General features: G+C 62.5%; 14 protein-coding genes. 3 read left to right on the top strand and 11 right to left on the bottom strand.

What is annotated here, in order from left to right:
- Nucleotide 1: 1 nt before the first annotated feature.
- The 10 genes from rplF to rplN all read right to left on the bottom strand — a co-directional run bounded on the left by rplF (nucleotide 2) and on the right by rplN (nucleotide 5,691).
- A complete protein-coding gene (rplF, locus tag NA5_RS07235) occupies nucleotides 2–541 on the bottom strand; it encodes a 50S ribosomal protein L6 (RefSeq protein WP_062983148.1) in 540 nt (179 codons plus the stop codon).
- A gap of 14 nt (nucleotides 542–555) precedes the next feature.
- Nucleotides 556–954, bottom strand: coding sequence for a 30S ribosomal protein S8 (gene rpsH, locus NA5_RS07240; RefSeq protein ID WP_062983150.1), 399 nt, complete (start codon nucleotides 952–954; stop codon nucleotides 556–558).
- 518 nt (nucleotides 955–1,472) lie between these two features.
- Nucleotides 1,473–1,913 carry a hypothetical protein gene (locus NA5_RS07250; RefSeq protein WP_157110274.1) on the bottom strand — a complete coding sequence of 147 codons (441 nt, stop codon included), beginning with the start codon at nucleotides 1,911–1,913 and terminating at the stop codon, nucleotides 1,473–1,475.
- A complete protein-coding gene (locus tag NA5_RS07255; RefSeq protein ID WP_157110275.1) occupies nucleotides 1,913–2,710 on the bottom strand; it encodes a hypothetical protein in 798 nt (265 codons plus the stop codon). The genes NA5_RS07250 and NA5_RS07255 overlap by 1 nt, the downstream gene beginning before the upstream one ends.
- Nucleotides 2,711–2,730: 20 nt before the next feature.
- Complete coding sequence (locus NA5_RS07260) at nucleotides 2,731–3,042, bottom strand: type VII secretion target (protein ID WP_062983158.1); 312 nt, start codon at nucleotides 3,040–3,042, stop codon at nucleotides 2,731–2,733.
- Nucleotides 3,042–3,980, bottom strand: a complete 939-nt coding sequence (locus tag NA5_RS40220; protein ID WP_157110276.1) for a hypothetical protein — start codon at nucleotides 3,978–3,980, stop codon at nucleotides 3,042–3,044. The genes NA5_RS07260 and NA5_RS40220 overlap by 1 nt, the downstream gene beginning before the upstream one ends.
- A gap of 268 nt (nucleotides 3,981–4,248) precedes the next feature.
- Entirely contained in the window at nucleotides 4,249–4,434 is a 186-nt protein-coding gene (locus NA5_RS07270) for a type Z 30S ribosomal protein S14 (protein WP_062983162.1), read from the bottom strand.
- Between the two features lie 4 nt (nucleotides 4,435–4,438).
- A complete protein-coding gene (gene rplE / locus NA5_RS07275; protein ID WP_062983164.1) occupies nucleotides 4,439–5,002 on the bottom strand; it encodes a 50S ribosomal protein L5 in 564 nt (187 codons plus the stop codon).
- 1 nt (nucleotide 5,003) lies between these two features.
- Nucleotides 5,004–5,321, bottom strand: a complete 318-nt coding sequence (gene rplX, locus NA5_RS07280) for a 50S ribosomal protein L24 (protein WP_062983172.1) — start codon at nucleotides 5,319–5,321, stop codon at nucleotides 5,004–5,006.
- Between the two features lies 1 nt (nucleotide 5,322).
- A complete protein-coding gene (rplN, locus tag NA5_RS07285) occupies nucleotides 5,323–5,691 on the bottom strand; it encodes a 50S ribosomal protein L14 (protein ID WP_040686591.1) in 369 nt (122 codons plus the stop codon).
- A gap of 346 nt (nucleotides 5,692–6,037) precedes the next feature.
- Here rplN and NA5_RS07290 point away from each other — a divergent pair, with 346 nt between their 5' ends.
- A complete protein-coding gene (locus tag NA5_RS07290; RefSeq protein ID WP_062983174.1) occupies nucleotides 6,038–8,083 on the top strand; it encodes a M13 family metallopeptidase in 2,046 nt (681 codons plus the stop codon).
- Between the two features lie 98 nt (nucleotides 8,084–8,181).
- Nucleotides 8,182–10,218, top strand: coding sequence for a M13 family metallopeptidase (locus NA5_RS07295; protein ID WP_245672128.1), 2,037 nt, complete (start codon nucleotides 8,182–8,184; stop codon nucleotides 10,216–10,218).
- A gap of 248 nt (nucleotides 10,219–10,466) precedes the next feature.
- Here NA5_RS07295 and NA5_RS07300 read toward each other — a convergent pair whose 3' ends face one another.
- Entirely contained in the window at nucleotides 10,467–10,796 is a 330-nt protein-coding gene (locus NA5_RS07300) for a hypothetical protein (protein WP_157110277.1), read from the bottom strand.
- 272 nt (nucleotides 10,797–11,068) lie between these two features.
- On the opposite strand from NA5_RS07300, the gene NA5_RS07305 reads away from it, so the two are divergent.
- Nucleotides 11,069–12,052: an ABC transporter substrate-binding protein gene (locus NA5_RS07305; RefSeq protein ID WP_062983178.1), complete on the top strand. Its 984-nt coding sequence runs from the start codon at nucleotides 11,069–11,071 to the stop codon at nucleotides 12,050–12,052.
- The last annotated feature ends 2 nt before the right edge of the window (nucleotides 12,053–12,054 follow it).

Genomic DNA, 12,054 nt, shown 5'->3' on the forward strand with positions numbered 1-12,054 from the left:
ATCACTTACCCGTCTTTCCGACCTTGCGGCGAACGACCTCGCCGGCGTAGCGGATGCCCTTGCCCTTGTAGGGATCGGGCTTACGCAGTCCGTGGATGACAGCGGAGATCTGGCCGACCTTCTGCTTGTCGATTCCGGACACGGAGAACTTGGTGGGCGATTCCACCGCGAAGGTGATGCCCTCCGGGGCCTCGATCGGCACCGGGTGCGAGTAGCCGAGGGCGAACTCCAGGTTGGAGCCCTTGGCCGCGACACGGTAACCGACGCCGAAGATTTCCATCTTCTTCTCGTAGCCCTTGGTGACGCCCTCGATCATGTTGGCGACCAGGGTGCGGGTCAGGCCGTGCAGCGAGCGGTTCTGGCGCTGGTCGTCCGGGCGGGCGACCTCGAGCTGGCCGTCCTCACCCTTGGTGACGGTGATCGGCTCGGCGACGACGTGGGTCAGGGTGCCCTTGGGGCCCTTCACCGACACATTCTGGCCGTCGATGGCGACCTCGACACCGGCAGGAATGGCGATGGGCTTCTTACCAATACGCGACATTTGTCCTACCTCCCTTACCAGACGTAGGCGAGGACTTCGCCGCCCACGCCCTGCTTGGCCGCCTGACGATCGGTGAGCAGACCGGTCGACGTGGAGATGATCGCCACGCCGAGGCCGCCCAGGACCTTGGGCAGATTGGTGGACTTCGCGTACACACGCAGACCCGGCTTCGACACCCGACGCAGGCCCTGCAGGCTGCGCTCACGGCTGGGGCCGTACTTGAGGTCGACGACGAGGGTCTTGCCCACGGTCGCGTCCTCGGTCCGGTAGTCGGCGATGTAGCCCTCGCGCTTGAGGATCTCGGCGATATTCGCCTTGAGCTTCGAGTGCGGAGCCTTCACCTGATCGTGGTACGCCGAGTTGGCGTTGCGCAGACGTGTCAGGAAGTCTGCGATCGGATCAGTCATGGTCATGGTTCGACCTTGACACCTTTCTCGCCGCGGTTCCCATGCAACACCGGCACACCAATAGGCATGCCAGCCGTGGGCCTACAGCAATTCGGCGGTCCGGCCGACATTTGCCGACCGGATTGAGTTCTCATATGAGCTCTCGGTACCCGGGCCGTCCACACGTCGATGCCGCATCGCATCAAGGACATGCGGACACAGAGGTGCCCGAGCAACCGCTCTAGTGTAGGCAAGGTCGCTACCAGGACAAAATCCGGGTCGGGCCCCCGCGTCCACTCCGAGGTGGCGTTTCGGCACGATCTGATCCAGCATGCGCTGGCGGATCGGCTACCTGCTTCGCTGCGCACACAGTCGGACATCGAACTTCAGTGGCTGTGCCGCGGCCTCGCCGACTCCGGCCACGACGCCCTCCTCGCGGCCGCGCGTGCCTTCCAACAATCTGGTCGCCCACGGTTCGAGGCCCAGGAGCAGGTGGCATTCTGGAGGTGATGCGGTCGTTATTGCCGCTGGATCATCGCCGATGGCTAGCGACGCGGACGCTGGTTCGGCGGCCGATACTGTCTGAGCTGCTTCGCTAGGTCGAAGCCAAAGCCGATGGCGGCTATCCAAACGGCGACTGTGAACGACCCAGCAACCAACAGCGCAATCGCCGACGCGCCGAGCACGACAAAGTCGAGCCATAGGACAGCTTCTGCGGCGCGAATGCCGACGATGCTTGCACGGCCCCGAAACAGCAGTATTCCGACGAACACGAAAATCGCTGCAGAGAATGCGGCGGTCAGCAGGACGACTTTATCGGTCGCAGTGAACCCATTCGCCAGTGGATCGGAAGCGCGGATCAGGAAGACAATCGCAGCAGATACTGCGAGCATCAGTATCGCAGCCAGGCAGGCTGCCACTATTCGGATCCGTGCGATCCGACCGCTCGTGGCCGCAGAGCCATAAACATCTGGATTGGATGTCATTACGCCGTCTTCACCGACCAGTCCGCATCGCCATCCTTTACTGTTGCGTCATTATACGCCCCGGAACCCGACACCGGCCAATGACCGGACGGGAAGCCCTGCGGATTATCGAGTTCTACCTGCAATGCCTGAGCTTGCGTCACCACAGAATTGACGATTGCGATAGTTCCGGTAATCGCCGCGGTAACAAGAGCCGCGAACTTCGCGGCCGTTATGAGACCTGCGATTCCCGCCGGAATCGCACCGATTCCGGTACCTGCGGCAATGCACTCGGCAGTAGCCTCGACCACAACGGAAATAGCTACACCCAATAGTGACGCGTAAAACGCGACACCAGCCGTTCCGACCGTGATCATTGCCGACCGAGCCGCATTCGAGATCGATCCGACCCGCGCCACAGCCGTCCGTTGGGCTGCGATCGCATTGCCATACGCCGTGGCCGCAGTACCCTGCCAGTAGCCATCGACCTTGACAGCCGTATCTTCCAGGTCCGAGGCCATGGTGTTTGCCGCCTTGGCAACATCCACCCAGTCGAATGATGTCGCGATGAAGTAGCCTGGTGCCGCAAAGCCCTTCAGCGCGTCTACGAAATCAGACCATAGACTACTGATAGCGTCGGCGAACTTGTTGCCAATTTCCCTGATTTCGTCACCGATATGCAAAACGTAGCGCACGATCGCTGTATCCGCTGCGTCGCTGAACGAATTTCGGATCGTGTTGGGGACCGCCGACAACTCCTCAACTTTATCGATGAGATCCTGAACAGTCTGCTCTATTTGGGCCGTAGACGGCGTCATCGAACTATCCTCGAAGTTGATCAGTACAGATTACGAATTTCATGCTCACGAGCAAGATCTTCTTGCTCATAAACATCAGCTGCGGTATTCAAGGTCCGAGCGATATCCTTCATGGCCAGCTCCCCTTCTTTCAATCGGACCTCGAGTTTATCGATGATAGCGTTGTACTCGTCGATGAATCCCCAGAAAATCCCGCCTTCTCCTGGGTTATAATAGTAGTCGGTCACATCGCTCGCGAGCTTACCCAATTCGGTGGATCTTTCCGCCCACCCGGTTGCTTGCTTCCGGAGGGCGTCGAGCGCGACGGATATTTGTGCGGCCGTTGGTGCCATCAGGGCTTCCTTTTCAGATTATTGTGCTGCAGCAGACCGACCAGCTGTTCGGTTGCGGTCAACAATTCGCTTACCCCGGGCCGCAGCGCCTTTTCCGCGATGAACTGATCTCGCTGTATTATCAGTTGGGCATTTATCTCGGTAGCGAGTTGGCTGGCCGCACGCCGCTCCGCCCAGTCTTGATCTATGCGGCATGCGGAGATGCCGTAATCGGCGAATTCGAACCTGATGCGCGCATCGCCACTTACCGGTGGTGCGGGCTCGCTCCGCCCTATTACCACGGCCGGTTTCGAAGACACGGCGAGTATGTCTTCGATTATCTCTTCTAGAGGTCGGTCGCTAGGTGCGTCCGGCACGACAAATTGGTTGGAGAGTGGGGGTTGCTCGCCTCTTTCGCGGGCACGTTTCACCTCAGCGGTCGCCTTCCGCCATCCGTCCGCGTACGCGACGCCCATGGCCTCGATGATCGCGGCGTCGAGTCGTCGTCCGATGAGACGTGACTGCCAGTCGCGAGAGACAGTGAAGTGCTTGGGCAGGTTGTGCTCATCGAGCTCGGTCTGCACCGCTCCGCTCGAGTCTCGACCTGGGCGCTCCATCGTGCGGCTGACCCGATCTATCCACTCGTATTCCGCCGCTTCTGCTTCTACTCTGCGCTGCAACCGATTCAGATTGCCGATCAGATCGTGCAGGTCAATTCCTGGCGTAGTGGTCGATGGACTCGGCAGACTGTCAGGAGCATTGGGACTCGGCGGAGGTACCTGCGAGCTCGGGGAAGAAGCAGCGGAGCTCGCGGATTGAACAACCGGCTTCGGCTGGGGCGCGGGCGGTTTCAGATCCGGAACGACCGGAGCGGGCTTGGGCGGCCTTATCTCGAGCGGCTCGTCGTCCCAAAACTCGTCGGGGTCGTCGAGATGATTGAAGTGTCCCTGGGTTGCCATCACCGCACCTCATTCGACTGAAGGTTTTGCGGGTGGGCAACATTCATCCCCCTAAGGATCGGCATGAACCCCCCACGCGTGCGTCCTAGCAGCCGCACTTTCGGCCGCCGCCTACACCATCTCCGCCGTCGATCGTTTTGTCAAACCGGGTTTTCGACGTACGGAGCCACAAGGATGGGACCGTCTTGAATACAGCCGAGGGCGCGGACTCGTCGGAGTCCGCGCCCTCGTTCGCTATTCGATTGGTGCGCTCAGAGAGAGCGCAAGCTCACCAGGAGCTCTTGTGCACGCCGGGGAGCTCACCGCGGTGCGCCATTTCGCGCAGGCACACGCGGCAGAGGCCGAACTTGCGGTACACCGCGTGCGGGCGGCCGCAGCGCTGGCAGCGGGTGTAGGCGCGAACGGCGAACTTCGGCTTGCTGTTGGCCTTGTTGACCAGTGCTTTCTTAGCCATGTGCTCAGTTCTCCTTGAACGGGAAGCCGAGGTGCTTGAGCAGGGCACGGCCTTCTTCGTTGTTGGTCGCGGTGGTCACCACGGTGATGTCCATACCGCGCGGGCGGTCGATGGAATCCACGTCGATCTCGTGGAACATCGACTGCTCGCTCAGGCCGAACGTGTAGTTGCCGTTGCCGTCGAACTGCTTCGGCGACAGACCGCGGAAGTCGCGGATACGGGGCAGCGCAATGGAGACCAGGCGGTCAAGGAACTCCCACATGCGGTCGCCGCGCAGGGTGACCTTCGCGCCGATCGGCATACCCTCACGCAGCTTGAACTGCGCGATCGACTTGGTGGCCTTGCGGATCTCGGGCTTCTGACCGGTGATCAGTTCCAGGTCCCGGACCGCGCCGTTGATGAGCTTGGCGTCGCGCGCGGCGTCACCGACACCCATGTTCACGACGACCTTGACCACGCCCGGGATCTGCATCACGTTGGCGTAGTTGAACTCGCTGTTCAGCGCGTCCTTGATCTCGGCACGGTAGCGCGCCTTCAGACGCGGCTGAGTCTTCTCAGAGGTGGTCATGTCAGATGTCCTTCCCGTTCTTACGGGAGATCCGGACCCGCTTGCCGCTCTCCTCGTCCGTCCGGTAGCCGACGCGGGTCGGCTTGCCGTCGGAGTCGACGACCATCACGTTGGACACGTGGATCGGAGCTTCCTGGGTCACGATGCCGCCCGAGGAGGCGCCACGCTGGTTGGTGGAGTTGGCAACGTGCTTCTTGATCCGGTTCACGCCCTCGACCAGTACCCGGTTCTCCTTCGGGTAGGCCTGGATGACCTTGCCCTTGGCGCCCTTGTCCTTACCCGAGATGACGAGCACCGTATCGCCCTTGTGCACCTTCATGTCAGAGCACCTCCGGAGCCAGCGAAACGATCTTCATGAACTTCTTCTCGCGCAGCTCGCGGCCGACCGGGCCGAAGATACGAGTGCCACGCGGGTCGTTGTCCGCCTTGATCAGCACGGCCGCGTTCTCGTCGAACTTGATGTAGGAACCGTCCGGGCGACGACGCTCCTTGACGGTGCGCACGACGACGGCCTTGACGACCTCGCCCTTCTTGACGTTGCCGCCGGGGACAGCGTCCTTGACGGTGGCGACGATGATGTCGCCGATACCGGCATAGCGACGCGACGAACCACCGAGAACGCGGATGCAGAGGATTTCCTTCGCACCCGTGTTGTCGGCGACGCGCAGTCGCGACTCCTGCTGAATCACTTCAGCCTCCTTGACCTGGATGTATACGCACGCCGGATTGCCGACCCGACGGGCATGGTCGTGTCACCACCCGAACGCGCGCCTGCCAGCGGTTTTCTCGATCGGATGGATCAACCACTGGGGGTTCGCGGCCGGATTGCGGGCACAGCTCCCGCAGGCAACCGGTTCAGTGTAGGTGAACGCCCAGGTCGGTCCCAAATCGGGCACCGCTAGCGCAGGCTGAACTTCCGCTGTGAAACCCGCGTGGATCAGTGCTCGCGGGCCTTCCCGTCACTACCCTCGGGGCGAGCAAGATCACCGGATGAACTGTGCATATTCCGCATCGTCGCTGATATAGGGGGTTTCCTTGAGTTCGTCTGCGCGTTCCGCCCGACTCGGTCGTCGCACTTTTCTGATCGCGCTCGGCGTGATTCCGGCCACTACCGCGCTGGTCTCTTGCACCCGGGAGCGGTCGGTGCAGCTCACCGGTGTCGATATGCAAGGCGGGGATCAGGCGGTTCGTCCGCAGGACGATCTGTTCCGCTACGTCAACGGCGGCTGGCTGCGTGATTATCAGCTGCCGCCGGATAAGCCGTCCTACACCACTTTCGACGAGGTCGGCGACCGGGTGGAACAGCAGCTGCGGGCGATCATCGACGGCATCCACGACCCGAAGGCCGGGACGGCCGAGCAGCAGATCCGCGATCTCTACGACGCCCGAGTCGATCTGGCCGAAATCGAGCGGCTCGGCGTGACCCCGCTGGCCGATCTGTTCGCGGCGATCGACGGCGCGGCGACCAAACCGGATCTGGCCAGGGTGATGGGTGGGCTGCCGATCGGCGGGCTGGTCGGTCTGTCCGTCGGGGCCGATCAGAAGAATTCGGCCGAGTACGTCGCGAATATCTCGCAGTCCGGTATCGACCCGAATATGGGCGAGAAGTACTACCGCAAGCCCGAATACGCCGAGCAGCGTGCCGCTTATCAGACCTATCTGCAACGCGTCGCCGCTGGCGCCGGATTTCCCGATCCGGCGGGCACCGCCCAGCGGGTATTCGAACTGGAGACCAAGATCGCCGCCGGTTACTGGGACGACGTTCGGCTGCGCAATCCCGACGCCGTCTACAACCCGATGAGTTGGACCCAATTGACCGCGCTCGCACCGCAATTCGACTGGGAGCCGTGGCTGGCGGGCAATACCGACCGACCGCGCGCACTGTTCGAGCGCGTGGTGGTCGGTCAGCCGTCGTTCGTGGCGACGGCCGGAAAACTCTGGGCCGAGGTCGATATCGCGGCCTGGCGGGAGTATCTGCGCATGGCGGTTGTCAAACAGTTCGCCTCGCTGCTGCCCAAGGCCATTGCCGATGCCGAATTCGATTTCGTCGGCAAGGTGCTGCAGGGCTTGCAGGAGCGTCCGGAGCTGTGGAAGGACGGCATCGCCACCGTCAATGCGAATCTGGGCCAGCCACTGGGAAAACTCTATGTGGCCGAACACTTTCCGCCTGCCGCCAAAGAGCGCGCCTTGGCGATGGTCGCCGATCTCATGTCCGCCTACCGGGCCGACTTCGCCGATTCGACCTGGATGTCGCCGCCGACCAGGCAGGCCGCCATCACGAAGCTCGACAAAATCGTCACCAAGATCGGCTATCCGGACAACTGGATCGACTATTCGGGATTGACGATCACCCGCGGCAAATTGATCGAATCCGTCTGCGCCGCACAACGTTTCGAGATCAAGCGCGGATTCGCGCGCCTTGGCAACCCGGTCGACAAGTCCGAATGGCATATGCCGCCGCAGCTGGTGAATGCCCAATACGACCCGAATGCCAATTCGATCTCGTTTCCGGCCGCCATTCTGCAGCCCCCGTTCTTCGACTCCGGTGCCGCGAACGCGGTCAATTACGGCGCGATCGGGGCGGTCGTCGGGCATGAGATCGGGCATGGATTCGACGATCAGGGGTCGCGCTACGACGGCGACGGCAATCTGCGCGACTGGTGGACGCCCGAGGACCGGGCCGCATTCGAGGCCAAGACCAAGCAGCTCATCGAGCAATACGACGCGCTGGTCCCGGCGGGACTCGACCCGAGCAAGCACGTCGACGGCGCGCTCACGGTCGGGGAGAATCTCGCGGATCTGCGCGGTCTCGGTATCGCGCTGGCCGCCCTCGGCATCGCCGATAAACGCGACGGCAGGGCCAACCCGGACAACCGCACGCTATTCCTGTCCTGGGCCAGGATCTGGCGGGAGAAGTCGACGAAACAGCACATGGAATTGCGACTGGCCATGGATCCGCACGCGCCCAACGAATTCCGCTGCAACCAGGTGGTCCGCAATATCGACGAGTTCTACACCACCTTCGCCGTCGGTCCCGGCGACAAGCTGTACCTGCCCCAGGACCAGCGGGGCTCGCTGTGATCCGACGGGCTGGCAACGCCGGAGACAGGTAGCCTCGGGCCAGCACTATCGCGCCTGACGAGGATGCGGCCGGGACCGCATCGGGAGAGGAAATCCTCGTGACATCAACCGGTCGTCTCGGTCAGCTGGACCGTCGTGCCTTCTTGGTCGCGCTCGGGGTGGTGCCCGCGGCCCTCGCCCTGGCCTCCTGCTCGAAGGATGCGCATCCGGTGCAGCTCACCGGGGTCGATATGGGCGGCGCGGACGAGGCGATCCGGCCGCAGGACGATCTGTACCGGCATGTCAACGGCACATGGCTGCGGGAATACCAGCTGCCGCCGGATAAGTCCACGGTCGGCGCGATCAGCGATGCGAGCGACCAGACGCTGGATCAGCTGCGCGAGATCATCGAGGGCATCAAGGATCCGAAGCCGGGTTCCGAGGCGCAGCAGATTCGCGATCTCTACGATGCGCGGCTGGACGAGGCCGCCTTCGAAACGCTCGGCATGACACCGCTGACCGATCTGTTCGCCAAGATCGATGGCGCGGCGACCAAACCGGATCTGGCCAAGGTGATGGCCGAGCTGCCGATCGCCGGGCTGATCGGCATCGGAGTCGGCATCGACCGCAAGGACTCCAATGCCTATATCCCCACCATCAGTCAGTCGGGTATCGCGCTGAGCGAGCAGTATTACCGCAAGCCCGAATACACCAAACAGCTCGCTGGCTACAAGGCCTACCTCGAGAAGATGTCCGAGGGCGCGGGCTTCACCGATCCGGCGGGGATCGCGCAGCGCATGGTCGATCTGGAGACCAAGATCGCTGCGGCGCATTGGGACAGCGTGCGCAATCGCAATACCGATGCCACCTACAACGTGATGAGCTGGCACGATCTGGTCGCGCTCGGACCGCAATTCGACTGGGATCCGTGGATGGCGGGCAATACCGACCGACCGCGCTCGCTGTTCGACAAGATCGTGGTGTCACAACCGTCCTTCGTGACCGCGGCCGCGCGCCTGTGGGCAGACACCGATATCACGCTGTGGCGAGAGTTCCTGCGGGTCAATGTGGTTGCGGAATACGCCCGTTTCCTGCCGAAGGCGATCCGCGACGCGCGGTTCGAATTCGTCGGCAAGGTGCTCAGCGGACTCGAGGACCGGCCGGAGACCTGGAAGTCCGCGGTCGGCGTCGTCAACGACAATCTCGGTGACCAACTCGGCAAACTGTATGTGGACAAGCACTTTCCGCCCGCCGCCAAGGATCGGGCCAAGGAAATGGTGGCCGACCTCATGGCCGCCTATCGGGAGAACTTCACCAACTCCACCTGGATGTCGAAGCCGACCAGGGACGCATCGATCGTCAAGCTGGACAAGATCGAGGCCAGGATCGGATATCCGGATAAGTGGGACGACTACTCCGCGCTGAAGATCACCCGCGGCAAGCTGATCGAATCCCTGCGCGCGGTCAATGCTTTCGAATCCAAGAAGGCGTTCAACCGGCTCGGTACTCCGGTCGACAAGTCCGAATGGGGCATGTCGCCGCAGACCGTCAATGCCTACTACTCACCCACCAGCAACCAGATCACCTTCCCCGCCGCTTATCTGCAGCCGCCGTTCTTCGACAAGGACGCGACCACGGCGGTCAATTACGGTGCCGTCGGTGCGACCATCGGCCACGAGATCGGCCATGGCTTCGACGATCAGGGTCGCAAATACGATGCCAGCGGTAATCGCAGCGACTGGTGGACACCAGAGGACCTGGCCGCATTCGAGGCCAAGACCAAACAGCTGATCGACCAATTCGACGTGCTGGTGCCCGAGGGCCTCGATCCCAAATACCACGTCGACGGCGCACTGACCGTCGGTGAAAACCTCGCCGACCTGCGCGGCCTGCAAATCGCCGTCGAGGCCTACCGCATCGCCGCCAAGCGCGAGGGCATCGACCCCGACTACCAGCAGATGTTCTTCTCCTACGCCCGCAGCTGGCGGGAAAAGCAGACCGAGGAAGCCACCATCAGCCAACTACAGGACGTCCACTCCGCCAACGAATTCCGCTGCAACCAGATCGTCCGCAATATCGCCCAGTTCTACAACACCTTCGGCGTCAAGGAAGGCGACAAACTCTTACTCCCCGAAAATCAGCGCATCACTCTCTGAAACCCATCTCGAAGCAGTCCTGGCCCATGCTGGGCTGCTTTGTTATCGAACCAGGTCCGCGAAGCTGATCTCGCCCAGCACGACGTGCTCGAGCTGGACGAATCCGTCGCGATGCAAACGGTGCAGGCGGTAGTCGACCGCGCCGGTGGCGATCGTCGGATTGGTATGAAATGAGCCCGGCTGTGTGCCGGGCTCATTCGGAGGCGAGACGCCGCTGGGAAATGGCTTCGCCGCTGACGCGACTCGGGTCAGAAGGCGCTGCCGGTGGAGGGGCGGGGGAAGTAGCCGGGCCAGCCGGGGTAGAAGCCGGGGTAGCTCGGGTAGCCGGGGTAGCTGTGGTGGCCCCAACCGCCCCAACCGCCGTGACCCCAGCCGCCGAAGCCGCCGTGGCCCCATCCGCCGTGGCCGTGGATATCTTCGGCCTGATCTACCAGCACGATTGCCGGGCCCTGGGTGTCGGTCGTATCGGCGAGCGCCGGGCCGGCCAGCGCGGCGATCGGGGCCAGGGCCAGGGCGGAGGTGATGGCGATACGGGCGACCATGGGCCGGACGCGTCGGGCGGAACTCTTTTGGTTCATCGGAACTAACCTCAATTCGGTATGCGTCAGTCGTGCGAAGACCCGGATGTTCGCGGGTTCGACGTCGATGCCTCCCGGTCGAGAGGATCATTTATTGACGTCATTCAACGTACCGCTAGATAGCGGCACGTTCAATAGGTTCACAACAGATGACATGACAGCGACCCACAAGCAGGAAAGTAAGGCCAGCAATGTAGGTTAGGCTGGCCTACGCTATCTGCGGCTCGAAAGAGCCGAGTCGGGGAATTCCCTCGATGAAGGAGAGGGTGACAATGCAGTCTGTTCGGACGTCTCGTGGCTGGCAGCGGGCGGCGGTCGCCGTGCTGGCCGGTGCGCTGAGCATGGGTATCGCCGCCTGCGGGTCGTCGAGCGATGACGCGGAATCCGACGGTGGCGCACCCGTCACCATCACTCACGCGCGCGGTACGACAACGGTCCAAGGCAGCCCGAAAAAGATTGTCACGCTGGGGAATCAGTGGCTGGATTCGACCCTGGCGCTCGGTGTGACGCCGGTCGGCTATGTCGACAATGTCGCCTCGATATCCAAGAGCACCCCCGCATGGGAGCCGAAGTCGCTCGAATCGGCGAAGGCCTTGAATACCACCGGCAATATCGCCGAGCAGGTCGCGGCATTGGAGCCGGATCTGATTCTGGTGGACGGCTTCCTGGCCGACCAGAAAACCTATGACGAGCTGTCCAAGGTCGCCCCAACGCTGCCCGCACTCACCTCCTCGTCCATCCAACGCTGGCAGGACCTGGTGACCACGCTCGGCAAGGTACTGCACAAAGAAGATGACGCGACGCGCGTGATCGCCGATGTGGACAAGAAGGTGGAATCCATCGGCCAGGCCAATCCGGGCCTGAAGGGCAAAACCTTCGCGAGCACCTGGTTGGCCAGTCCGGCACAGCTGATGGTGCTGACCGATCCGAATGACGGGTCGACCAAGATCTTCACCCAGCTGGGTTTGACCATCCCGAAGAACCTCACCGATCAGCCGTCGAATCAGGGCAGGCTCGCGCTGTCGCCGGAGCGAGTCGACGAGCTCACCGCCGATCTGCTGCTCGCGGGCTACTCCCCCGGTATGGACGACAAGTACCGGCAGCTGCCCGGCTACGCCGATCTGCCCGCGGTGCAGAAGGGCTCGGTGGTCTTCCTCACGGTGCAGGAGATCAGCGCCGTCAACCAGCCGACCGCCCTGTCGCTGCCCTACCTGCTGAACAAGTTGCAGCCCGCCTTCGCCAACGCGGCGAAATAGGT

Origin of the sequence: Nocardia anaemiae NBRC 100462, from assembly GCF_001612725.1 — a bacterium.
Lineage (GTDB): Bacteria > Actinomycetota > Actinomycetes > Mycobacteriales > Mycobacteriaceae > Nocardia > Nocardia anaemiae.

Coding starts and splice junctions, on each gene's coding strand:
- rplF (WP_062983148.1), bottom strand. CDS start 541: ATGTCGCGTATTGGTAAGAAGCCCATCGCCATTCCTGCCGGTGTCGAG.
- rpsH (WP_062983150.1), bottom strand. CDS start 954: ATGACCATGACTGATCCGATCGCAGACTTCCTGACACGTCTGCGCAAC.
- NA5_RS07250 (WP_157110274.1), bottom strand. CDS start 1,913: ATGACATCCAATCCAGATGTTTATGGCTCTGCGGCCACGAGCGGTCGG.
- NA5_RS07255 (WP_157110275.1), bottom strand. CDS start 2,710: ATGACGCCGTCTACGGCCCAAATAGAGCAGACTGTTCAGGATCTCATC.
- NA5_RS07260 (WP_062983158.1), bottom strand. CDS start 3,042: ATGGCACCAACGGCCGCACAAATATCCGTCGCGCTCGACGCCCTCCGG.
- NA5_RS40220 (WP_157110276.1), bottom strand. CDS start 3,980: ATGGCAACCCAGGGACACTTCAATCATCTCGACGACCCCGACGAGTTT.
- NA5_RS07270 (WP_062983162.1), bottom strand. CDS start 4,434: ATGGCTAAGAAAGCACTGGTCAACAAGGCCAACAGCAAGCCGAAGTTC.
- rplE (WP_062983164.1), bottom strand. CDS start 5,002: ATGACCACCTCTGAGAAGACTCAGCCGCGTCTGAAGGCGCGCTACCGT.
- rplX (WP_062983172.1), bottom strand. CDS start 5,321: ATGAAGGTGCACAAGGGCGATACGGTGCTCGTCATCTCGGGTAAGGAC.
- NA5_RS07300 (WP_157110277.1), bottom strand. CDS start 10,796: ATGAACCAAAAGAGTTCCGCCCGACGCGTCCGGCCCATGGTCGCCCGT.
- NA5_RS07305 (WP_062983178.1), top strand. CDS start 11,069: ATGCAGTCTGTTCGGACGTCTCGTGGCTGGCAGCGGGCGGCGGTCGCC.